Source organism: Aeromonas molluscorum (assembly GCF_051376105.1).
Lineage (GTDB): Bacteria > Pseudomonadota > Gammaproteobacteria > Enterobacterales > Aeromonadaceae > Aeromonas > Aeromonas molluscorum.
Genome location: NZ_JBPQCY010000001.1, coordinates 762,860 through 785,000 on the forward strand (window position 1 = coordinate 762,860; position 22,141 = coordinate 785,000).

Sequence of the window (22,141 nt, forward strand, 5' to 3'; positions counted from 1 at the left end):
ACGGGCTATTCTAGCCAAAGCTGTGGTTTCCACCAAGCTCCACTGCGTCGATACCAGGGACCGGTATCTCGCTCCCCCTGGATATCAAGTCCATTTGGCCCCACCTCAATCAAAATCGCCCCCGACTGCCCACTGACCCATTGCCGTGAATCGGGCACCAGGGCGCGATAGCGCGCCACGACTTCAGGCCGTGGAAAGTGCCAGCGGTTCATGAAACCGGCGCTGTGGATCACCTCCCTTGCCGCAACGGCGGCCACGAAGCCCGGGGTTGAAGAGGTTTTGCTACCATGATGCGGACTGACCAGCACTGTGCTGTGCAGCCCCTGCCCTTCGAGCGCCAGCAGGCGCGCTTCGGCTTCCCGCTCTATGTCGGCGCTCAGCAGCACACTCACCCGGCCATCGCTTATCTGCAGCACGCAGCCATCATTGTTGCGTCCGGCGCCGCTGCGCTCCGGCCACAGCATGCGCAGCGTCAATCCTTGCCACAGCCATTGCTGACCGCGCTGACAAGCCTGTGTGCCAGGCGAGAAAGCGTAAGAAGAGTACTCAGCCCTGACCGACAGCGCTGCGTGCAGGGCCTCCCTGTTGCCCGCATGATCCCGGTCTTTGTGACTCAGGATCAAGATGTCAAGCTCATCGACCGACAGCCGATGCAGCAGCGGCAAGATGGCCGCATCCGCCATGTTGTAGCCACCGGGATAGCGATCGCCGGTATCAAACAGGATGTGATGACCACGGCTACTGAGCAGCACCGCCAACCCCTGCCCCACATCCAGCACTCTGACCTGCCAACTGGGTGGCGCCGGCCAGCAGGCAAGCAAGGCGGCGGCGAGCAGCGGTAAACCAAGCCAGCGACCGCCAGGCAGGGTGCAGGCTAGCCAGCCCAGCAGGAGCAAGATACTCAGCGGCAGCGCCCAGCCTGGTAGCGGCCACCAGAGTGACCACTGGCTATTGAGCCACTCCAGACTGACCATGAGATAACCGAGCGCCCCATCTGCCAGCCAGAACAGGCCATGAGCGAGGCTCGGGGAGAAGAGACTCACCAGTACCGCAATCAGTGCCAGAGGGATGATGAAGAGGCAAAAGAGCGGCAAGGCGAGCAGATTGATAACCAGCGCCAAAGGCGCCATTCCCTCGAACAACGCAAGTTGCAGCGGCAACAAACCGAGCAGCAAGATCCCTTGTAGCCGCAGCAGACTGGGTCTGCCATAGAGGTAACTCGCCCCCATCAAGAGCGCCACCGCCAGGAAAGAGAGCCAGAATCCGGCGGCGAAGAGTGCAAAAGGGTCCCACAGCAAGATGGCCACAAAGGCCAGTAACCAGACTCGATACGGGGGCCAATCCCTTTTCCATACTCGCAGCATACTCCAGACCAACACCATGATGAGGGCCCGCTCGGTCGCCACCGCAAAACCCGCCAACCAACTGTATGTACCGGCAAAGAGCAGAGTGCCGACCAGCGCCCCTTTCAGCCCAAACAGTCGCCCCAGCCAGAAACCCAGCACGGCGACCAGGGCAATATGCTGACCCGAGATGGCGATGATGTGGGTCAGGCCTGCGCCGCGAAACAGCTCCCATTGGCGGTCCGAAATGCCACCTTGTTCGCCAAAGGTGAGCGCTGCTAGCAAAGGCGCCTGCGCCAGCCCTTGCCAGGCTTGCCCGGCACTGGCCAGCCAGAGTGTCCGCCAACCGGGTGGCTCGAGCTCGACCCGAATAAGGCGACGCAGGTTGCCGGTCGCGCTGATCCCCTTGCCCAGCAACAGGCGACGACCATCCATGCCGGCCTCATTGGCCAAGCCATGGGCGGGTTTGAGAGAGGCTGCCAGGGTCAGGATCGAGCCCGATGTCAGCTCGGGTAAAGTTTGGTAAGCATTGATGCGTACCAAGGGAGGCAGGGGTAAGCTGCGACCATCAAGCTCGATGACCTTAAGTTGTAGTCGCGTAAAATTATCATTTTGAGGCTCTGCACTTTGCAACTGTGCGGTTATGATGTGGCTCGCCTGCTCCCCCAGGGTGTCCAACCAGGAGAGCCGAGCCTGCATGTTTACTTGCATCCAGAGGATGCCCAATAGCAGAAACAGCAGCCGCCAGGCGCGTATAAAACAGAAGGGGATCAGCAGGGACAGCCATAATCCCCCCCATTGGAATGAAGGCAACCATGGCCAAAGCAGACAGGAGCTTGCCCCGAGGGCAAACGACAATAAACGCAGATCCATGGAGCAAGTATTTAGCAAGGTTTCATTATGCCCAAACATCTCATTAAACGCTGGATGCCGGATCATAAAACGCTCAAGGAACACAAGCACTTACGTCTTTTCGGCGACCTGCTGCTCGACGCCAATCTCTGGCATTTAAATCGCCGCTCCGCCGCTGGCGCCTTTGCGGTCGGTCTCTTCATGGCCTGGATCCCCGTCCCCTTCCAGATGCTGTTGGCCGCCGGTGGCGCCATCCTGTTTCGCGTCAACCTGCCGCTCTCGGTTGCCCTGGTCTGGCTCACCAACCCCCTCACCATGCCGCCGCTGTTCTACGCCGCCTATGTGGTTGGCTGTCATCTGCTGGGCCAACCCTCCCAGCATATAGAGATTGAATTTACCTGGAGCTGGCTGACATCTGTCTTCGAGACCATAGCCCCGCCTCTGCTGCTCGGCTCCCTGGTACTGGCCATCCTCAGCTCCATCACCGGTTATGTGGTAGTACGCGGCCTCTGGCGGCTGAGCATAGTGCGCCAATGGCGTAACCGCGGCGCGGACAAAGAATGAACAACCACTGGCGCAGTCGATTAAAGGTCACTCCAGAGCAGCTACGCCAGCACAAGTGGTTTGCTCTGTTTGGCGAACGCCTGTTCGCACCGGCGCTTTGGCAATCGGGCACCCGGGCGCTATCCGGTGCCTGCGCTGCGGGGTTGTTCGCATCCTGGGTGCCCCTGCCGATGCACAGCCTGATCGCCGTGGGACTGGCAGTGCTTTTTAGCCTCAATCTGCCCCTGGCTCTGCTGGCGGTCTGGTTCAACAACCCCATTACCCTGCCCTTCATGTATCTGTGGGCTTATCGTACCGGCTGCACACTGCTGCAACTGACCCCGGCCCCTTTTCATCTGGAGTGGTCGCTGGCCTGGTTCGAGCAGGAGGCCGCCAGCCTGTTGCCCCCTTTCCTGCTCGGCAGCCTGCTGCTTGGCCTGTTGACCGCGAGCCTGGGAGGGCTGCTTTGCGCGCTATTGCTCCGCTTGTTTCGCCGTCATCGAACAGGTTAAAACCGGTATAACCCCCGTCTCCTCTTCGTGACAGGCGTGTTGCCCAGCGTTGATTCTCCCCCGCTCTAACGGCCCCTTGTCAGGGGCCCATCTTGGCACCACACTGAATACAATCAATCGGTTGCTACTCGAACCTGCCACAAGGAGCTCCCATGGCTGACCCGCGGATCCTCGCCTATGCCGGCAAAAACTCCCTCTCGTTGCTACCCGCCAAGGCCAATCGCCATGGTCTGATAACGGGAGCAACCGGGACAGGCAAGACAGTGACATTGCAAGTGCTGGCGGAGGGTTTCTCCAATCAGGGGGTCCCCGTCTTTCTGGCTGACGTAAAGGGCGATCTCAGCGGCCTGGGCGCGGCGGGGACTAGCTCCCCCAAGCTCGAGGAGCGACTCGGTCAAATGGGCATTGAGGCCCCCGTCTTTTGCGCCAGCCCGGTGGTATTCTGGGATCTTTATAGTGAGCAGGGCCACCCGGTGCGCGCCACCATCTCCGACATGGGCCCTTTGCTGCTCGCGCGGTTGCTTGGCCTCAATGATACCCAGAGCGGCGTATTGGAGCTGGTCTTCAAGGTAGCCGATGATGAGGGGCTGTTACTGCTCGATCTCAAGGACCTGCGCGCCATGGTGCAGTTCGTCGGCGAGAATGCCAAACGGCTCACCACCAGTTATGGCAATGTATCAAGCGCGTCGGTCGGCGCCATCTTGCGCAATCTGCTCAGCCTTGAGCGGGCCGGAGCCGATCACTTCTTCGGCGAACCCATGCTCGACATCCAGGATCTGCTGCAGACCGATGAACGGGGCCGTGGCCACATCAACATACTGGCAGCGGACAAGTTGACCCAGTCGAGCCGCCTTTACGCCTGCTTCCTGCTGTGGCTGCTCTCCGAACTGTTCGAACAGCTGCCCGAAATTGGCGATCCCGATAAACCCAAGCTGGTGTTCTTCTTCGACGAGGCGCACCTGCTGTTCAACGACACCCCCAAGGCACTGCTGGAAAAGATAGAACTGGTGGTGCGGCTCATTCGCTCCAAAGGGGTGGGCGTCTATTTCGTGACCCAGAGTCCGGCCGACATCCCGGCCAGCGTGCTGGGTCAACTCGGCAACCGGGTACAACATGCTCTGCGAGCCTTCACCCCGCAGGATCAGAAGGCGGTACGTATCGCGGCCGACACCCTCAGGGCAAATCCGGCCTTTGACGCCGCCGGCGTCATCACTGAACTCGGTGTCGGTGAGGCACTGGTCTCGACCCTGGATGAAAAGGGCCGCCCTCAGGTCGTGGAGCGGGCTCTGATAGCGCCCCCCGCCAGCCGAATAGGCCCGCTCACGACGCCCGAACGTCAAGCCCTCATCAAGGGTTCCTTGTTGTTTGGCCAGTATGAACAGACCCAGGACAGGGAGTCCGCCTTCGAACGGCTGAAAGGACAAGCTCAAGCCGCGCCTGAGCCACCCCTGTCCGGCAAGGTCTCCGAGCAAGCCGAACCTGAGGGCGGCCTGTTTGGATCTATCAGCGAGATACTGTTTGGCCGCACCGGCCCCCGGGGTGGCCAGCACGATGGAGTGGTGCAGACGGCAGCCAAGAGTGTGGCTCGCACCTTGGGAAACGAAATGGGTCGCCAGCTGATACGGGGCGTGCTCGGATCCCTGCTCGGAGGCAACAGTAAGCGTCGCCGCTGACAAGGCTATATAAATGAAGAGAGGCCCGCATCATGCGGGCCTCTTTGTTTCTGACCTAAGCCACTCACTCGAGAGAGTGAAGGCTGTCGTCAGATCACCTTGGCGATGGCATCGCACAGGGGATCGATATTAGCATGAGTGATACCCGCCACGCTGATGCGGCCAGAACCCACGATATAGATGCCAAATTCCTGCTTGAGCCGTTCAACCTGGGCCTTGTCCAATCCGGAGAAAGAGAACATGCCATTTTGCTCACGGATAAAGCTGAAGTCCTGAGCAATCCCCAGCGCTGCAAGCTTCTCCACCAGCAGCTCGCGCATCTCGCGAATGCGCACTCGCATCTCGGCCACCTCAGCCACCCACTCGGCATACAGGGCTTCATCCTGCACTATGGTGGTCACCACGGCAGCCCCATGGGAAGGCGGGTTGGAGTAGTTGGCACGGATCACCGTCTTGACCTGGGTGAAGGCCACATCGGCAACGGCCTTGCTGGCGCTGACCAACGTAAAGGCACCGACCCGTTCGTTGTAGAGCCCGAAGTTCTTGGAGAAAGAGCTCGCAACCAGCAACTCGTCGTGACTGGCAGCGAAGATACGCAGCCCCTCGGCATCCTCTTCGATACCACGGGCAAACCCCTGATAGGCGAAGTCAAACAGCGGCAACCAGCCAGCGGCCAGGCTCTGCTCGGCCAGGGCTTGCCACTGCTCACGGGTCGGATCTATGCCGGTCGGGTTGTGGCAGCAACCGTGCAGCAGCACCAGATCGCCCGCTTGCGCCTCGGCCAGAGAGGCTTGCATGGCGGAGAAATCGAGCCCTTTGCGGCTAGGATCGTAATATTTGTACCACTTCACCTCAAGGCCGGCGGCCTGGAAGACGCTGACGTGGTTGGCCCAGGTTGGATCCGAGATCCAGACCGTCTTGCTCAAGTTGTTGCGCACCACAAACTCGGCGGCGATACGCAGGGCACCCGTGCCCCCCGGCGCCTGCGCCGTCTTGACCCGACCGCTGTTGATAAGCTCGGCGCCCTTGCCAAACAGCAGCTGTTGCACGACGGCGCCATAGGCGGCCGTGCCCTCGATGCCGAGGTAGTTCTTGCTCTTCTCGTCATTGAGCAGGATCTGCTCGGCTTGTTTAACACTGCGCAGAATAGGAGTGGCTCCGGATTCATCCTTGTAGATCCCTACCCCGAGATTGATCTTGTCGGTACGAGGATCGGCGCGGAAGGCATCGGTCAGGCCCAGAATCGGATCCGCTGGGGCGGCAACAACCTTTTCAAACATGGTTTTCCCTGTGTTCCATTGATTTTATTGGGGGGCGTCCTGGATGGTAAACACAGCGGCCCTTTGGCGGCGCTGCGCTTCCTCTTTATACCACCGCCCATCAGGTGGGAAAACCGCTTTTTAGTTCCATGTTTTGCCGACTATCCGGACACGGCATCCCAGCTCGAAGCCAGTGCCATTACCTCGGCACTGAGCCCCTGCCGCGCGGCAATCAGCGGATGGCAGGCTGTGCGAAAAGCGCGGGGCAGCACGCTGGGCTCCCAGGCTCTTGCTCCCGCCAGGGGACTGCCATAGTGCGTCATGAACGGTGCCAGATCCCGAGGTAGCCACCAGCTTGCCGGGCGCGCGATACGCGCGGCCAGAGCCTGCACCCGCGCCGCCCCCGCCGGATCCAGACTCGTGATATGGTGCCAGCTAACCCCGGGGGGCAAGGCGGCCAGCAAGGGCGTCAGCAGGTGCGGCGCCTCGCGATCCCCCCATACCAGGATGCTGTCTTTTGGCATCACCAGTTCAGTGAAAATCCCGAGGTTATCGGTGGTGATGACCCGGACGGGCTCCTGACCTGGCCAGATCAACTTGCCAAGCCGTGCCAGACTGCGCTCCGGCAAGCTGATCTCACCCACCCCCTGCAACCAGGGCGCGGCATCAAGCAATTGCCCTCCCTGCAAAAACAGACTAAAGGGGTGGCTCGCCCTCAGCCTGAGGAGGCCATCGCCACACAGACTGATCCCCTTGTCTTCAAAATCTATCTGCTCGGCGGTGCTAAATGGCTGCTCATCCTTGCGATAGAGGGCAGCGAGTACCCGCTGGTTGACCCTCTCCTTGAGCTGCCAGCCTTGGGCATGGATCCACTCCTCCGGACTTGGCGGGGCAACAGACAACTTGGCCAGGGTGAGTTCGCGCTGCAAGTAACGTCGGCCCGCCGGCGTGAGCTGATATTGATGGGCGCCGAGGGAGAGCAGCAGTTGATGACTGCGCAGCAGGCCGATGAGAGGTTGCAGGTTTCTATCCCGCACACTGACCACATCCTGCGCCAATAATTGCTGGGCAAACGTCTGCCACGCCGGATGAGTGAAATCGATCAAGGCCCGCTCCTTCCCTGTCGGGGTAACAAGCTGATTAATCTAACGAATAGTGAAGCTGATACCAAGCTGGGGAAGTAGACAACGTGATGTGGCGCAGGGCAGGCCAAAGAAGAAAAAAGTAAGAGAAAAGAGAAAAGCAAAACGGCCAAGCAAGCTTGGCCGTTTCATCAACTCAATTTCATTTCCCTATACAAGGGAGCCGAGATTAGAAGTTGTATTGCAGGGCAACAGTCCACTCGTCGTCCAAGTTGTCGATACCCTGGATTTTGTACTCGGTATAGGCTTTGAACTTGGAAGTGAAGTTGTACTGAACGCCCAGCAGGGTTTCATCAACTTGATCTTCGTAGCTGTTGCCGTTGTCTTTGGCTTCGGTGAAGTTGTAACCAGCCAGGAAGGTCCAGGCGTCAACGTTGTAGGAAGCAGCCAGCTCGTAGCCACGGCCCTTGCCATCCCAACCGGTGTTGTCGTTGTCCAGTTTACCCTGGGTGTACATACCGGCGAAGTAGAAACCGTTGATGGCGTAGTTGGCACCGATGGCCCACTCGTCTTTATTACCTTTGTTGCCAGCAGCGTTCTCCAGCTCGGAAGTGGAGTAGGCGGCATCGAAGCCCAGACCGAAGTCGAAGTCGTAACCGGCAGCAGCAGCGAAGCCGTAGTTACGCTTGACATCATCACCGAAGACGGCGTCTTCTTTCACGCCTTGACCGACGTCAGAGACTTTAACAGCGACATCATCGTTGGTCTGGTAGGACAGTTTGCCGGAGAAACCGCCGAAGCTGTTGGAATAGATAACTTGACCTTCCTGACGACCGTCGTAGAAGTTACCTACGTCACCCCATTCGTTGAAGATATCGGTCGCTTCCAGGGCATCGTAGAAGGCGGTGTCGGTCTGACCGAAGATGATCTTACCGTACTGGCTACCGTCCAGACCCACGTAGATGTGACGGGAGTTGAATTTGTTGTCGGAGTTTTCGGCAGAAACCTGCCACTCGGTCTTGGCGATACCAGACCAGGTGTCGTTCAGGGCAACTTTGCCGGACCAACCCAGACGGGAAGAACCAACCAGCTCACCATCGACGTCTTCGTAACCACCAGCGCTGCCTGGTACGAATACTGTCTTACCAGTCTTAGAATCAAACTTATAAGAGTCTGTTGTACCGCTGACCGATTTATTGTGGTCACCGTAGTAGTTAGCCTGAACACGGCCGTAAACGTCAAAAGTCACACCGTCTTTGTCATAGATGACCGCGGCGTTAGCGGCGGAAGCAAACAGAGCCGGGATAGCAATAGCCAGAATTGTCTTTTTCATAGTTTCCAATGCCTACTGTAATTAAACACTAAGTTGTTGTTATTCCCTGTGTTAGCGATGTTCTTTGCATCACTATGGGGCCCGAGACTAGCATCGGGTTTTGCAATCCGCAATGAAAAAACTTGGAACTTTTCGGTGGATCGATAGTCATAGGGAGAAAAATGTGATCTCGCTCCCATCTATTGCGCCTTCGCGAGGGAAAACGTTTACAGCGAAAAACGCTGCTTTTCTACACTCCGAAAGTTGAGTCCCAAGGTGTTTTGTCGCCACGGCGGAACATATGGCGACAGCGTAATGCAGGGTCTGTCATCACGGCCTCGACCCGGCAGCCGAGTTACGGGTATCCTGTGTTTCTGCCCCCTAAGCCGCGCGCCCATCAAGCCCATGTTATCTACCCGTCTCAAAGCCAGCATACGTGCTACCTATCGCCAGATTGCCGACAGCTTGCCCGGTTTCATGCCGCGCAAAGAGCAGAACTTCCTGGTGGCAGAGATAGCCAAGACGCTCACCGGGGAATATGACAGATCCCGCCGCATTCTGGTGGCCGAGGCAGGAACCGGCATAGGCAAATCCCTCTCCTATGCACAAGGAGCCATTCCCGTGGCCCGCCTTGGCCAGAAGAAGCTCATCATCTCCACCGCGACAGTGGCGCTGCAAGAGCAGCTGATCCACAAGGACCTGCCCTTCTATCATCGCCACAGTGAACTGCCATTCAAGTTCATGCTGGTCAAGGGACGGCAGCGCTACTGCTGCGAACACTTGCTGGAACAAGCGGCAAGCGGCGCCGATATGAGCAATTTTGAATTCAACTTCGAGGCACTGAGCAAGCACAAGCCAAGCGCCAGTGACCGGAGTCTCTACCAAGCCCTCTGGCAGGCCTATACCGATGGCAAATGGGATGGGGATCGTGACAACTGGCCAGATCCCATACCCGATCTAGGCTGGCTACGTATCGCCGCCGATCGCCACAGTTGCAACAAGGCACTCAGCCATCATCAGCACTGTCCCTTCCATCGGGCTCGCAATGACATGGAGGCCGCCGACGTCCTGGTGGTCAATCACGCCCTGCTGCTCTCGGATCTCACCATGGGCGGCGGCATCATATTGCCAAGCCCGGATGAGTGTTTCTACGTGCTAGACGAGGCCCATCACCTGCCCACCATCGCGCGGGACCATGGGGCGGCCAGCGCCAGCATCAAGGGTTCGCGCCGCTGGTTGGAGAAGCTGGCCCAGAGTGCCGGCAAGCTCACTCGCACTCTCAATAAAGAGAGCCTGATCGACCCCCAGCTCAAACTGCAAGATGCCCTCGCCTCCTTGCAGCCGGACCTCAAGGCCCTGGAACAGTGGCTTAGCGCCAATGAAGGGCTCTTTGGTCAGGATCCCCACTATCGATTCGAAGGTGGCATACTGCCCGAGCCCTTGCCCATGCTGGCCGAAAACCTGAAAGAGGCGAGCAAGAAAGCGCTGCGGGCCCTGGACAGAATGCAGGGTGCCATCGCCGAGGCCCTGAAAGATGGGGAGATCCGCCGCAAGGAGGCCGAGCCGCTGCTGGCCGAGACCGGTTTTCATCTGCAGCGCCTGGAGGGATTCAACGCCCTCTGGGAGATGCTGGGTCGCCATGTGCCGCAAGGCAAAACCCCCATGGCACGCTGGATGGTGAAAGGGGACGAAGGGGAGATCTGGCTGCACGCCTCCCCCATCGAGGTCGGCTATCTGCTGGAAGAGTGGCTCTGGTCACGTTGCCTCGGCGCCGTGCTGGTCTCGGCCACCCTGAGCGCCCTCTCCTCCTTTAGTTATTTTCGCCATCAGGTGGGGCTCAAGGAGCATGATGGCACCCGCTATCTGCGCCTGCGCTCCCCCTTCGATTACCAGAAGGCGGAGCTTTATCTGCCCAAGATGGCCAATGAACCCAGCGCCCCCAGTTTCACCCAGGAGTTGATTGAGGTGCTGCCACGGCTGATCGCGGGCAAGGAGGCGAGCCTGGTGCTCTTCTCCTCCTATCGCCAGATGAACGAAGTGGCGCAAGGATTGCGCGCTAAGGGGCTCTCTTTATTAGTACAGGGCGAGGCGTCACGCAGCGCTCTGCTGAGCCTGCACAAGCAAAAATGCGATGGAGAACAGGGCAGCGTGCTGTTTGGCACCGGCAGCTTCTCGGAAGGACTGGACTTGCCCGGCCACTATCTTACCAATCTGGTGATCACCAAGCTCCCCTTCGCCGTGCCCAACTCGCCGGTAGAAGAGGCCACGGCAGAGTGGGTCGAACAACGTGGCGGCAATCCTTTCTTGCAGCTGACGGTACCCGAAGCCTCCCGCAAGCTTATCCAGGCATGTGGTCGCCTGATCCGCAAAGAGACGGACAGGGGGCGGGTGACCATACTGGATCGTCGCCTCTTGACCAAGCGCTACGGCAAGGGGTTGCTCGATGCCCTGCCCCCGTTCAGCCGCCGCATCGATTGAGCCTCGACAAGGCACAAGCAGACCAAGATTGTTCGATCCTCACCCTCCTTGAACCTGCTTTTAGCCGCCGCACCGATTGAGCCTCGACAAGGTACAAGCAGACCGAGGTTGCTTTATGCCCTGTTCTCCTTGCGCCTCTTTTAGCCGCACATCGATGCATCTTTTGCAAATCGGAGACAAGGGCCGCAGACAGCTTGCCGGTCTCTTGCTCTGTCTATTGAGCAACAGGGTATTAGAGGAGGCGGCCTACCATGACAAGGGCTGTGCCCCCTTGGCTATTGCCGCTCTCGTGCAAACCTGCAAAAATGGCCCCTGTTTTCAGCAGGCCATCGCCTGACTGTTCAAGGAGAAGAGATGAAACTGACTGTTTTGGTGCCGGCCCTGGCTGGTCTGTTGTGGGCGGGTAGCGCCCTGGCCAATGTCAAATTGGAAGTCACCCCACCCTATGTGGTGCAGTTGATCGATGGCACATCTATCAATCCCAAGCTGCTCGACAAGTCCAACAGCTTCCCGCTCGAGGCAGGAGATCATCAACTGGTTGTCGCCTTCGAGGGCAACTACTCCAGCCGCAACGACACCAAGTTCGTGACCGCTGAGCCCCTGGTCATCAACTTCACTGCCAAGGATAACCAGCAGCTGACTCTGGATTACAAGAAGCCTCGTAATGAAGCCGAAGCCCAGCAGTTCATCAAGACCCAGAACGTGGTCCTGAAAGACAAGGTGAGCGGCCAGTCCCTCAAGACGGAGCAGTTCATCCTGCCCAAAGTCGAGGGTTTCCAACTGACCCGTGACTATCAGCAGGAGCTGATCTCCATGGGCAAGGCGTTTAACCAGCCAACCACGGTAGCCGTCTCCACCGCCGCCGTGATGGCCTCCGCCAGCGCCCCTGTGCAGGTTGCGCCGAGCAAGGCTCAGAGCAACCCCGAAGCCCTGACCCAGCTGCAAAGCTGGTACAACAAGGCCGATACCGAGACGCGCAAAGCCTTCCAGATCTGGGTTATCCAGCAGCAGTAAGGTCATTGCCATAGAAAAACAAGGGGAGCCTCGGCTCCCCTTGTTGTTGGTCAACGTGCTTGAACAGTGTGAGCGATCCTGGCTCACCCCTTTCCCTTGGGCCAGGACTCGTACCACTGTTTCAACGTCAATCTAAACAGAAGAGGCGACCCCGGGGTCGCCTCTTCTGTCATTGAGCAGCTCAGGTCCGTTAGCTGCGCTTCCTGGCATACTTGCGACGGGCACGCGCCTGACGCACTTCCTCGCGTTCGGCCTTCTCCTTGGCCTTGTGCTCCGCCTCTTCGGCCGCCAACACTATCTCGGCGCTCACCATCTCCGGTGTCTCCAGCGAGATGCGACCCAACAAACCTGAGCGAAACTCGTTGATCAAGATCTCGGATGCCTTGTGCAGATCAACCAAGCCCCCCTTGCGCACGAAGGCACGCTGACGGGCAATCATCTCCAGCAGCTCGATCTCGGTCTCGGGCAGATCGCTGATCTGGTAGCGCGCCTTGACCCGCTCTGGATAGGCCTTGATGAAGTAATCCGCGGCGAACATGGCGATGTCGGCATAGTCAAAGACAGTGTCCTTGATGGCGGCGGTGACGGCCAGGCGGTAACCGCACGAGGGTGGATTCAACTTGGGCCACAGGAAACCCGGGGTGTCGGTCAGGATGACATTGTTGTCGAGCTTGATCCGCTGCTGGGACTTGGTCACCCCCGCCTCGTTACCGGTCTTGGCTATGGTGCGGCCCGCCAGCGTGTTGATCAGGGTGGATTTCCCCACGTTGGGGATGCCCATGATCATGGCGCGCACCCCGCGCACATCAAAATTGCGATCCGGCAGCATCTCATGGCACAGGGCCAGCAGATTCTTGATCTTCTCCGGCTCCTGCTGCGTCAGGGGAAGGGCCTTGATCCCCTTCTCCTTTTCCATGTGCTCAACCCAGAGCGCCGTGATGGCAGGATCGGCCAAGTCAGCCTTGTTCAGCACCTTGATAACGGGGGTATCTCCCCGCAATTCCGGCACAAGCGGGTTCTCGCTGGAGAAGGGGATCCGGGCATCGAGCATCTCTATGATGACATCGACCTGGGGCATGACCTCGGCAATCTCTTTACGGGCCTTGTGCATGTGACCGGGGAACCAGTTAATCGACATTCTCTCTCACCTTCTCTGCTCGGAACGGGGCGCATTTTACCTGCTTTTCCCCACATTGACAGACTCTTATCTCCCCTTGGTGCGGATCTGCGCCAAGGGGGCTGCCGGGACGTTTCAGAAAATATTAACAAACTGATTAGCAAGGCAATTCATCATGGGTTTAATCATAGTGTCATCTGAGTTCATTCAAACTGTCATCTTGCCTCTCTAGGCTTCGCTCTGGATTTACAAGGAGCGAACCCATGAAAAAAATCACAGGAATTGCACTCATGATAGGCGCCGCCCTGGCCGCCGGTTGCAATTCCAGCAGCGACAGTGACAACAGTGGTGACAAGAATCCGGGCGAAACCCGCGCCAAGAACGTGATCTTCTTCCTCGGGGATGGCATGGGGATCAACACCCTGACCGCCGCCCGCATTTACGGGGTCGGGGAAGCGGGGGATCTCACCATGGATACCCTGCCAGAGACGGCGTTTATCAAAACCTTCTCCCACGATGCCCAGGTCACAGACTCGGCCCCCTCCATGGCGGCCTACATGACAGGAGTCAAGAGCAACAACGGCGTCATCAGCATGGATGGCGATGCCACCCAGCAGAACGATTGCGCCTTGAGCGCCGGCAAGCCTGTCACCACCTTGCTCGAGCTGGCCAAGGCCGATGGGCGCGGTACCGGGGTGGTGACCACCACCCGCATCACCCACGCCACCCCGGCCGACACCTATGCCCATATCTGCAACCGGGACCTTGAGGCGGACATCGCCGTGCAGATGGTACCGGGGGGCGCTGGCTACAATCCGGCTCTCAAGGATGGCATCGACGTGGTACTCGGCGGAGGCAGCAGTTTCTTCCTGCCCCAGGCAGACAAAGGCAAGCGCACCGATGGGCGCAATCTCATCGAGGAGATGAAGGGCCAGGGCTACCAGTTCGCCAGCAACCTGGGTGAGCTGCAAGGCGCTGCCGCTGGCAAGCCATTGCTAGGCCTGTTTGGCGCCAGCCACATGAAATATGACCTGGACAGGCCGCAAGATGAACCCTCCCTCAGCGACATGACACTGGCGGCCATCAAGCAGCTCAAGGACAAGGAGAAGGGTTACTTCCTGATGGTGGAAGGGGGACGTATCGATCACGCCCTGCACGACACCAATGCCAAACGCGCCCTGCAAGATACCCTCGCCTTCGACCACGCCATCCAGGCCGCCATCGATGAGGTCAAGAAGAGCGACCCCGAGCTGAAGAACACCCTGATCGTGGTCACTGCCGACCACGACCACACCCTGGTGCTCAACGGCTACGCCAAGCGCACCGGCAAGACCACCGCCAGCAACCCCGGGGTATTGGGTCTGGCCAAGGATTATGTCAACGGCGACAACCTGCTCGATAGCGACGGCATGCCTTACACCATCATCGGCTTTGGCAACGGCTACAACAGGGTCGATGGCTCCCGGGCCAGCGTGGCCCCGCTGGACGACGCCACCGTCGGTGCCGATGACTACCACCAGGAGGTGGTCGTCAAAGTCGGTGAGCTCGGCAGCGAGACCCACGGCGGCACGGATGTATTCCTTGGCGCCATTGGCCAGGGTGCGGACAGCTTCCATGGCTCCCTCGACAACACAGCCGTCTTTGGCAAGATCAAGGCTGCGGCCCAGCTCTAAGGAACAGACCCCATGAAAACACGATTCAAGACCTCACCGATCTGCGCCGCCCTGACCCTGGCCACCCTGGCCCTTGTGCCTCAGGTTCAGGCCAGCGATGCCAAGAACGTCATTCTCTTTATTGGCGATGGCATGGGCCCGACCGTGCTCACCGCCACCCGCCTGTTCAAGGTGGGGGAGGAGGGCAACCTCGAGATGATGTCCCTGCCCCGCAGCGCCCGCATCAAGACCTTCTCCAACGATGCCCAGACCACGGACTCAGCTCCCTCGATGGCTGCCTACACCACAGGCGTCAAGATGAACAACGAGGTGATTGGCATGAGCGCCGACACCCTGGCCGTGGCGCCTGGCAAGGATGCCAACGGCAACAAGAGCATCAACAACTGCACGGCTGACAACGGCCACACAGTTCCGACCCTGCTCGAGCTGGCCAAGGCCGCCGGCAAGTCGGTGGGCGCCGTCACCACCACCGAGTTGACCCACGCCACCCCGGCGGCGACATACTCCCACATCTGCCACCGAGATGCTGCCTACGCCATCTCCGCCCAGGCGGTACCGGGCGGCGCCGGCTTCAACAGCGCCCTTGGGGATGGGATCGATGTGCTGCTCGGTGGCGGCGCCAATCACTGGACCCCCTATGATGCCGGCAGCAACAAGGGCGGGCGAGCCGATGGCCGGGATCTGACCGCCGAGCTCCAGACCCAGGGTTATCAGTACGTGACCACCCAGAGTGATTTGGCCAAGGTGAGTGACGGCAAGGTGCTGGGCCTGTTCAGCGCCAAGTCCCACCTCGACTATGAGCTCGACAGGGTTGCCAAGGGCGCCGCCAGTACCCAGCCATCCCTGTCGCAAATGACCGCCAAGGCGATCGATCTGCTGGCCAAAAACAGTCAAGGCTACTTCCTGATGGTGGAAGGGGGTCGCATCGACCACGCCCTGCATGGCACCAATGCCAAACGGGCCCTGACCGATGCAGTCGCCCTGGATGACGCGGTCAAGACGGCGCTCGGCAAGGTCGACCTGAATGATACCCTGATAGTGGTCACCGCAGACCATGACCACACCATGACCATCAACGGCTACGCCGCCAAGGGCAATCCCGTGCTGGATCTGGTGAAAAACGGCGATGGCTCGACCCAGAACGACGTGGATGGCAAACCCTTCACCACCCTGGTATTTGGCAATGGTCCCAACCGCGCCGACGTGCGCCCCACCCTGACCAGCAGTGAGGTGATGGCGGATGACTACCTGCAGGAGACCGGTGTCAAGCTCGGCTCCGAGACCCATGGCGGCGGCGATGTGATGCTGTTTGCCGATGGCGCCGGTAGCGAGCGCTTCAAGGGCACCCTAGAGAACATCAAGGTGTTTGGCAAAATAAAAGAGGCCCTGGGTCTCTAAGTAGAGACAGGCAACCTGTCAGCGCAGGGGCCGCATCGACGGCGGCCCCTGATTTTACGCTCTTCCCCTTTGCTGACCCCGCACCAGGTTGGCCCAAGACCGCACGATGAGAGACCTCATGAGCAAGACCCCTCTTCCCCTGGCAGCCCTGATGATGGGGTTGCTCCTGCCGCTCACAACCCTGTCCGCCGAGGCCCGCACGGCGGATGCCCCGGATCTGGCCGCCCGCATCCAGTATCAGGATCGCACCACCAGCGCCGATGGCGTCATCCGTGAAAGCAGCTGGCAGGAGCGCTGGCAGCGCCGCGGCAGTCAAGTATGGAGCGAACGACTCATCCCCATCACAGTGGCCCGCGCCTATCACCAGCAGCATGATGGTCAGCCCGGTCATAAACACTTCACTCATCAGATGGCTGCCCGCTGGGTCAGCCTGGATGAGGGGGGCACAGTCCAGCTGCACTACGCGGACAGCTACCACAAGCAGTTGGTGAGTGTGCCTCCCGAGGAGTATGGTCAGGTAGCCTTTACGCCCAATTGGGCCAAGGTGCGCTTCTTGATTGACCCTGAGCTGCTGGCCACCATGGATTTGCTGGAAAAAGACGCTCCCGCCGGGGCTCGCTGGTATGAACACAAGACGGCCCATGAGCGCACCCGTATTCTCTGGTCAGAACAGCTGCAAGTCCCCTTGCAAGTCGAGTCAGGCTCCCTTGATGGTTATCGCAGCTACAAGATGACGCTCACTCCCGCCAAGCTGAGTCCCCGGGCCCCCTGGCTCGCATTAGCCGATTACCAACCACGGGACATTCGTGACTTTTTCGACTAAATAGACAGGCCACAGATGGTACACTTGGCCTCTCGTTAACCATGATGACGTGCCATGTCCCTGCTTCTGTGCCTGCTGCTTGTCCTGTTTAGCCCCTTTGTCCAGGCGGTCACCCTGCTGGCGGGCGAAGTGCCCCCCTATGTGATCCGCCCCCAACAAGGGGCGCCGACCGGCATGGCGGTAGAGGTCATTGAAGAGGCGGCACGGCGCTTGCGCGAACCCATACAGATAGAGCTGATGCCCTTCGCGCGCGCCATCCAGGAGGCCCAGCACCGATCCCGGGTCCTGTTGCTGCCGCCGGTACGCAGCCCGGATCGCGAGGCGATGCTGCAATGGATAGTGCCACTGCTCGATGAAGCCTTCGTGCTCGCCAGCGACCAACACTACCACCCGGCACCACTGAGACTGGATGAAAAGAGCCCGCTCAAGATAGGCGTGCTGCGCCACTCCCTTAGCCACAACCTGCTCCAGGAGCTGGGAGTAACCTCCCTGGAAATAGTCACCACCGAGCGCAACAACGCCGACAAGCTGGCGCTGGGTCGGATCCAGGCCTGGGCCGCCGCCTGGAATACCATACGCTACGCCCAGCAAGAGGCGGGACTGCGGCTCTCCGAGCTGGTCAAAGGGGCTACCCTGGCCAAGATGCCGCTCTATCTGGCCGCCAGCCCTGATTTTCCCTCGCAGGAAGCCAGACGGTGGCATGATGTCATTCAAGGGATGCGAGCCGATGGCAGCCTGGCCCGTATACTGCGTCAGTACGATTACCAGGCCCCCTGAGCATGGGCTGAAGGATTGCCAAAAGAAACCATAATGGTTATGGTATCGTCATGAAAACCAGTCTGATTTTTCCCATTCTGCTCACACCCAGCTGAGCCCCCGCCCTCGTTCTTCCCACGAGCTGTCGGGGGCCGCGTTCGTCTCTTCCATTCTTCCCAATCTATTTGGGCCCCTGCGGCCTCGTTAACCCTATTTCATGAGGAAATACCCTATGACTGCTCCCCATCTTATTATCTCCAGCCTGGATCTGGACCGAATTGAACCTCTGCTTGGCAACTCGCCCCAGCATCAGGCCCTGCAAGAAGAGCTCAATCGCGCCGAGATCCGCGATCCGGCCGACATGCCGCCGGACGTGGTCACCATGAACAGTCAGGTGCGCTTCAAGATGAAGAACAGTGACGCCCCCTTCTGCCTGACCCTGGTCTACCCCAAGGATGTGCAGGGTGATGAGTCGAAGATCTCTGTGCTGACCCCGGTTGGCAGCGCCCTGCTCGGCCTCAAGGTCGGTGACAACATCAGCTGGTCCGGGCCCGCCGGTCGCAACATCGAGGTCGAGATCCTGGAGGTCGTCTATCAGCCGGAGCGCGCGGGCGAACTGCATCGCTGATCTTGCGAGCCACCGAGGGCGTCCCACGGACGCCCTGAAGCGCCTCTTGTCCGTCATTCAACCAAAGCCCCCTCCCCTGCTAACGGGGTGCACTCTTCTCTTGCCGATGGCGCCCTGCCGTCAGGCTCGCCCCAGCAAAAACAACATGCCCTCAGCATAATTCGCTATCCACCGCTGCCAAACCCATGCCTGCGCAGCGTCTCCTGGATGAGAGCCATTCGTTAATGACGAGATAATTGATTGTCATTGTTGAAGAAAATCCGTTTGACCCCCTTTACGGTTAACTTGTCCGTCATGGAGAGATTGCGCTTGAACCTATCACCTTAGATAGATATGTTGTTTTTGTGCGCCTTTATGAGCAGTTCACTAAAGCGTCAAGACACTCTGCCACCGAGTTGACTGACAATAGGCCGATTTGAGTTCATTTTTCACTCAGCGGTCGCTCATAAGATCTCACCCGAGGCCCTGGCCTCACCCTGATAATAAGCATCGTCTTACCTGTTGCCGGATGCAGCAGTCTCTTGTGCCACGGAGTCGCACGGGATCAGGTTCAAGGCTGAACACAACATCGACAGAGAAGTCACCATGATCAAAAAACTGATACTTTCTACCCTGCTCGCCTGCGGCATGGCCAACGCCGCCCCCAGTGCCGCTCCCTCCACCCTGGATGCCGTGCTCGATCGCGGTGTACTGCGCGTCGGTTTCGACGCCGGTTACCAACCCTTTGAAATGACCAACAAACAGGGCAAATACATCGGCTTCGATGTGGATCTCGCCAAAATGGTCGCCAAGGAGATGGGCGTCAAAGTGGAGTTCGTCAACACCGCCTGGGACGGCATCATCCCCGCCCTGCTCACCGACAAGTTCGACGTCATCATGGGTGGCATGACGGTCACTCCCCAGCGCAACCTGCGCGTCAACTTCGCCGACCCCTATATCGTCGTGGGCCAGACCATAGTGCTGCGCAAGGAGCTGGCGGGTACCATCAAGTCCTATCAGGATTTGAACGATCCCAAGTTCAAGATTGCGGTCAAGCTCGGCACCACGGGTGAGCAGGCGGTAAAACGCATGATCCCCAAGGCAACCCTGCTGCAGTATGAAACGCAGGATGACGCCAAGCTGGAAGTGATCAACGGCAAGGTCGATGCCTTCATCTATGACCTGCCCTACAACGCCATCTTCGCCTCCGAAAACAAGGGCGCCGTGGTGCACCTGGCGACTCCTTTCACCTTCGAGCCCCTGGCCTGGGCCATTCGAAAAGGCGATCAAGACACCCTCAACTGGATGAACAACTACCTGCGCCAGATCAAGGGTGACGGCAGCTACGACCGTCTCTATCAGAAATGGTTCGAGTCCAACGACTGGTTGAAACAGCTCAAGTAAGCCTCTCGAGGGCGCGGCCCGGGCCGCGCCCCTCACGCAGACCCCCACACAATAAAGAAAGAGGTTGTCGACTGTGCTCAATCCGAGACCCATCAAACAGATGGAAAAACAGCCCAGCTCACTACTTTGGCACGGCGTTTTCGTGCTGATGCTGCTGCTTGCCGTATTCGGCATCTACAAGGCCGTTCAATCGGTCGATTACACCTGGCGCTGGGAGCGCATCCCCCAATACATCGTCTATCAGGCCCAGCAAAACAGCTATGCCGAGTTTGATGGCACTGTGGTGGCCGAGAATGGCGCCCTGGTGCTGCAAGACGATCTGGACGCAACCCACCGCCAAACCATTGCCGCCACCGGCTCCAACCTGTCGGAAGGAGATACCGTCTTTCGCGGTGATGTGCTCGACACTCAGCTGAAATGGACCCCGGGCCCCATCGCCTTTGGCATCTGGGTCACCATCAAACTTTCTCTGGTAGCCGGGATCTTCGCCATACTGCTCGGCACCCTGGCGGGGCTGGCCCGCCTCTCGCCCAACCCGGCGCTGCGCAATCTTGCCGGTTGCTATGTGGAACTCATCCGCGGCACACCGCTGCTGGTGCAGATCTTCATCGTCTACTTCTTCATCGGAACAGTGCTGAACCTGGACAGGTTCACCGCCGGGGTGGCGGCCTTGGCGGTCTTCACCGGGGCCTATGTGGCCGAAATTGTACGGGCAGGCATCGACTCCATCCACAAAGGACAGATGGAAGCGGGTCGCAGTCTGGGTCTCACCTCGGCCCAGACCATGCGCTACATCATATTGCCGCAGGCTTTCAAGCGAGTGCTGCCTCCCCTGGCGGGTCAGTTCATCAACCTCATCAAGGACTCCTCCCTGGTCTCCGTCATTTCGATCACGGATCTCACCAAGGCGGGCCGGGAGGTGGTCAGCTCCACCTTCAGTCCGTTCGAGGTCTGGTTCACCGTGGCCCTGCTCTATCTGGTACTCACCGGCACCCTCTCCTTCCTGGTGCGCCGCTTGGAGGTGAAATATGCACGCAGCAACTAAGCAAGACCCCATCATCAAAGCCAGCGGGGTCGAGAAGATTTATGCCGGCGGCGTCCATGCCCTGAAAAACGTCAGTACCCAAGTCGCAGAAGGGGAAGTGGTAGTGATCGTCGGCCCGAGCGGCTCGGGGAAATCCACCTTCCTGCGCACTCTCAACCAGCTAGAGACCATCAACGATGGGGAGATCATCGTCGACGGTATCAGCCTGACCGAGCCCGGCAACGTCAACAAGTTGCGCGAAGAGGTAGGCATGGTGTTCCAGTCCTTCAACCTCTTCCCTCACCTGTCGGTACTGGACAACATCTCCCTGGCCCCCCAGAAGGTGCGTGGGCTGTCGCGCCAGGATGCCGAGGACAGGGCCAAGGCCCTGCTGCTCAAGGTGGGGCTGGCCGACAAGGCCGCCAGTTATCCCTCCCAGCTTTCCGGCGGTCAGCAGCAGCGGGTCGCCATCGCTCGAGCCCTGGCCATGCAGCCACGGATCATGCTGTTTGATGAACCCACCAGTGCCCTGGATCCCGAGATGGTCGGTGAGGTGCTGGACGTGATGAAAGGGCTGGCGCGCGAGGGCATGACCATGGTGGTCGTCACCCACGAGATGGGCTTTGCCCGCGAAGTGGCAGACCGGGTGCTCTTCATGGAGCGGGGTGAACTCCTGGTGGACGAAAAGCCTGACGACTTCTTCGACAACTCAGCCTCCTCCCGCCTGCGCCAGTTCCTGAGTCAAGTACTCTAGAGAGCACTCGCCGGTGCTGACAGACAAGTACAAAGGGGAGCCATGGCGGCTCCCCTTTCTTGTCTACACCCGAACTTAGAAGCGGTAGCTGGCGTTGAGACCGGCATAGTGGGAATCCGGGCTCACCACGGGGGAGAGGATCCACTGATCCGTGACGAAAGCCCCCATGGCGGCGCCCAGAGCATTGGAGGCGGCATCCAGCCCTGAGAAAGGCCCCTTGCCCGTTGCCTTCTCGGCCAGCTCGCCCAATACCCCCAAGCTGGCGGATATGCCAAAGCCAATCCAGCCTCTGTGCTCCTGACTCCAGTAGTGATCAGAGATGACGGTAAAACCGACGGCCATGGCAGCTCCCCCCGCCACATGACTCAACTCACTGTTGACACTGTCATTGGCATACAAGGGGCCCGCGGCCAGTATCAATAACAGGGGGCCTATCCTGCAGATGTTCATAGGCTCTCTCTTCTTTTTCCAATGGACGGTTGCTCGCCACAAGCGTGCCAGCGAGGTGCTGGCACCC

The 22,141-nt window shown here is 59.3% G+C and carries 19 protein-coding genes; 13 read left to right on the forward strand and 6 right to left on the reverse strand.

Features of this window, described 5'->3' with window-relative positions:
- Nucleotides 1-5: 5 nt before the first annotated feature.
- A complete protein-coding gene (locus tag ACSMDR_RS03675; protein WP_436467061.1) occupies nucleotides 6-2,216 on the reverse strand; it encodes a DNA internalization-related competence protein ComEC/Rec2 in 2,211 nt (736 codons plus the stop codon).
- 27 nt (nucleotides 2,217-2,243) lie between these two features.
- Between ACSMDR_RS03675 and ACSMDR_RS03680 the strand changes: the two genes are divergently transcribed.
- From ACSMDR_RS03680 to ACSMDR_RS03690, 3 genes are all read left to right on the forward strand, one after another.
- Nucleotides 2,244-2,759, forward strand: coding sequence for a DUF2062 domain-containing protein (locus tag ACSMDR_RS03680; protein ID WP_005898116.1), 516 nt, complete (start codon nucleotides 2,244-2,246; stop codon nucleotides 2,757-2,759).
- Nucleotides 2,756-3,250, forward strand: coding sequence for a DUF2062 domain-containing protein (locus ACSMDR_RS03685; RefSeq protein ID WP_005898113.1), 495 nt, complete (start codon nucleotides 2,756-2,758; stop codon nucleotides 3,248-3,250). The genes ACSMDR_RS03680 and ACSMDR_RS03685 overlap by 4 nt, the downstream gene beginning before the upstream one ends.
- A gap of 152 nt (nucleotides 3,251-3,402) precedes the next feature.
- A complete protein-coding gene (locus tag ACSMDR_RS03690) occupies nucleotides 3,403-4,923 on the forward strand; it encodes a helicase HerA-like domain-containing protein (protein ID WP_436467062.1) in 1,521 nt (506 codons plus the stop codon).
- A gap of 89 nt (nucleotides 4,924-5,012) precedes the next feature.
- Here ACSMDR_RS03690 and ACSMDR_RS03695 read toward each other — a convergent pair whose 3' ends face one another.
- The 3 genes from ACSMDR_RS03695 to ACSMDR_RS03705 form a co-directional block, all read right to left on the reverse strand.
- Entirely contained in the window at nucleotides 5,013-6,203 is a 1,191-nt protein-coding gene (locus ACSMDR_RS03695) for an amino acid aminotransferase (RefSeq protein WP_436467063.1), read from the reverse strand.
- A gap of 140 nt (nucleotides 6,204-6,343) precedes the next feature.
- A complete protein-coding gene (locus ACSMDR_RS03700) occupies nucleotides 6,344-7,288 on the reverse strand; it encodes a hypothetical protein (protein ID WP_436467064.1) in 945 nt (314 codons plus the stop codon).
- A 205-nt stretch (nucleotides 7,289-7,493) separates the two neighbouring features.
- Nucleotides 7,494-8,597, reverse strand: a complete 1,104-nt coding sequence (locus ACSMDR_RS03705) for a porin (RefSeq protein WP_436467065.1) — start codon at nucleotides 8,595-8,597, stop codon at nucleotides 7,494-7,496.
- A gap of 384 nt (nucleotides 8,598-8,981) precedes the next feature.
- On the opposite strand from ACSMDR_RS03705, the gene dinG reads away from it, so the two are divergent.
- Both dinG and ACSMDR_RS03715 read left to right on the forward strand, forming a co-directional pair.
- Complete coding sequence (dinG, locus tag ACSMDR_RS03710) at nucleotides 8,982-11,054, forward strand: ATP-dependent DNA helicase DinG (protein WP_436467066.1); 2,073 nt, start codon at nucleotides 8,982-8,984, stop codon at nucleotides 11,052-11,054.
- A gap of 354 nt (nucleotides 11,055-11,408) precedes the next feature.
- Entirely contained in the window at nucleotides 11,409-12,068 is a 660-nt protein-coding gene (locus tag ACSMDR_RS03715) for a YccT family protein (protein WP_436467068.1), read from the forward strand.
- Nucleotides 12,069-12,258: 190 nt separating this feature from the next.
- Here ACSMDR_RS03715 and ylqF read toward each other — a convergent pair whose 3' ends face one another.
- Complete coding sequence (ylqF, locus tag ACSMDR_RS03720) at nucleotides 12,259-13,206, reverse strand: ribosome biogenesis GTPase YlqF (RefSeq protein ID WP_005898097.1); 948 nt, start codon at nucleotides 13,204-13,206, stop codon at nucleotides 12,259-12,261.
- A 242-nt stretch (nucleotides 13,207-13,448) separates the two neighbouring features.
- On the opposite strand from ylqF, the gene ACSMDR_RS03725 reads away from it, so the two are divergent.
- From ACSMDR_RS03725 to ACSMDR_RS03760, 8 genes are all read left to right on the forward strand, one after another.
- Nucleotides 13,449-14,858, forward strand: a complete 1,410-nt coding sequence (locus ACSMDR_RS03725) for an alkaline phosphatase (RefSeq protein WP_005898094.1) — start codon at nucleotides 13,449-13,451, stop codon at nucleotides 14,856-14,858.
- A 12-nt stretch (nucleotides 14,859-14,870) separates the two neighbouring features.
- A complete protein-coding gene (locus tag ACSMDR_RS03730) occupies nucleotides 14,871-16,256 on the forward strand; it encodes an alkaline phosphatase (protein WP_436467070.1) in 1,386 nt (461 codons plus the stop codon).
- A 151-nt stretch (nucleotides 16,257-16,407) separates the two neighbouring features.
- The gene (locus tag ACSMDR_RS03735) at nucleotides 16,408-17,079 is read left to right on the forward strand and encodes a hypothetical protein (protein ID WP_436468190.1); all 672 of its coding nucleotides are present in this window, start codon (nucleotides 16,408-16,410) and stop codon (nucleotides 17,077-17,079) included.
- Between the two features lie 54 nt (nucleotides 17,080-17,133).
- The gene (locus tag ACSMDR_RS03740; RefSeq protein WP_436467072.1) at nucleotides 17,134-17,856 is read left to right on the forward strand and encodes a substrate-binding periplasmic protein; all 723 of its coding nucleotides are present in this window, start codon (nucleotides 17,134-17,136) and stop codon (nucleotides 17,854-17,856) included.
- A gap of 211 nt (nucleotides 17,857-18,067) precedes the next feature.
- On the forward strand, nucleotides 18,068-18,463 hold the full coding sequence (rnk, locus tag ACSMDR_RS03745) for a nucleoside diphosphate kinase regulator (protein WP_005898085.1): 396 nt from the start codon (nucleotides 18,068-18,070) through the stop codon (nucleotides 18,461-18,463).
- A 585-nt stretch (nucleotides 18,464-19,048) separates the two neighbouring features.
- A complete protein-coding gene (locus ACSMDR_RS03750) occupies nucleotides 19,049-19,846 on the forward strand; it encodes a transporter substrate-binding domain-containing protein (protein WP_436467074.1) in 798 nt (265 codons plus the stop codon).
- A gap of 73 nt (nucleotides 19,847-19,919) precedes the next feature.
- Nucleotides 19,920-20,891 carry an amino acid ABC transporter permease gene (locus tag ACSMDR_RS03755; protein ID WP_005898081.1) on the forward strand — a complete coding sequence of 324 codons (972 nt, stop codon included), beginning with the start codon at nucleotides 19,920-19,922 and terminating at the stop codon, nucleotides 20,889-20,891.
- The gene (locus ACSMDR_RS03760) at nucleotides 20,875-21,624 is read left to right on the forward strand and encodes an amino acid ABC transporter ATP-binding protein (protein ID WP_436467076.1); all 750 of its coding nucleotides are present in this window, start codon (nucleotides 20,875-20,877) and stop codon (nucleotides 21,622-21,624) included. Before ACSMDR_RS03755 ends, ACSMDR_RS03760 begins: the two co-directional genes overlap by 17 nt.
- 75 nt (nucleotides 21,625-21,699) lie before the next feature.
- Here the strand turns inward: ACSMDR_RS03760 and ACSMDR_RS03765 are convergent, their stop codons facing one another.
- Nucleotides 21,700-22,074: a hypothetical protein gene (locus tag ACSMDR_RS03765; protein ID WP_005898077.1), complete on the reverse strand. Its 375-nt coding sequence runs from the start codon at nucleotides 22,072-22,074 to the stop codon at nucleotides 21,700-21,702.
- Nucleotides 22,075-22,141: the final 67 nt, after the last annotated feature.

Coding starts and splice junctions, on each gene's coding strand:
- ylqF (WP_005898097.1), bottom strand. CDS start 13,206: ATGTCGATTAACTGGTTCCCCGGTCACATGCACAAGGCCCGTAAAGAG.
- ACSMDR_RS03750 (WP_436467074.1), top strand. CDS start 19,049: ATGATCAAAAAACTGATACTTTCTACCCTGCTCGCCTGCGGCATGGCC.
- ACSMDR_RS03725 (WP_005898094.1), top strand. CDS start 13,449: ATGAAAAAAATCACAGGAATTGCACTCATGATAGGCGCCGCCCTGGCC.
- ACSMDR_RS03715 (WP_436467068.1), top strand. CDS start 11,409: ATGAAACTGACTGTTTTGGTGCCGGCCCTGGCTGGTCTGTTGTGGGCG.
- rnk (WP_005898085.1), top strand. CDS start 18,068: ATGACTGCTCCCCATCTTATTATCTCCAGCCTGGATCTGGACCGAATT.
- ACSMDR_RS03760 (WP_436467076.1), top strand. CDS start 20,875: ATGCACGCAGCAACTAAGCAAGACCCCATCATCAAAGCCAGCGGGGTC.
- ACSMDR_RS03765 (WP_005898077.1), bottom strand. CDS start 22,074: ATGAACATCTGCAGGATAGGCCCCCTGTTATTGATACTGGCCGCGGGC.
- ACSMDR_RS03685 (WP_005898113.1), top strand. CDS start 2,756: ATGAACAACCACTGGCGCAGTCGATTAAAGGTCACTCCAGAGCAGCTA.
- ACSMDR_RS03705 (WP_436467065.1), bottom strand. CDS start 8,597: ATGAAAAAGACAATTCTGGCTATTGCTATCCCGGCTCTGTTTGCTTCC.
- ACSMDR_RS03690 (WP_436467062.1), top strand. CDS start 3,403: ATGGCTGACCCGCGGATCCTCGCCTATGCCGGCAAAAACTCCCTCTCG.
- dinG (WP_436467066.1), top strand. CDS start 8,982: ATGTTATCTACCCGTCTCAAAGCCAGCATACGTGCTACCTATCGCCAG.
- ACSMDR_RS03680 (WP_005898116.1), top strand. CDS start 2,244: ATGCCCAAACATCTCATTAAACGCTGGATGCCGGATCATAAAACGCTC.
- ACSMDR_RS03735 (WP_436468190.1), top strand. CDS start 16,408: ATGATGGGGTTGCTCCTGCCGCTCACAACCCTGTCCGCCGAGGCCCGC.
- ACSMDR_RS03730 (WP_436467070.1), top strand. CDS start 14,871: ATGAAAACACGATTCAAGACCTCACCGATCTGCGCCGCCCTGACCCTG.
- ACSMDR_RS03740 (WP_436467072.1), top strand. CDS start 17,134: ATGTCCCTGCTTCTGTGCCTGCTGCTTGTCCTGTTTAGCCCCTTTGTC.
- ACSMDR_RS03695 (WP_436467063.1), bottom strand. CDS start 6,203: ATGTTTGAAAAGGTTGTTGCCGCCCCAGCGGATCCGATTCTGGGCCTG.
- ACSMDR_RS03675 (WP_436467061.1), bottom strand. CDS start 2,216: ATGGATCTGCGTTTATTGTCGTTTGCCCTCGGGGCAAGCTCCTGTCTG.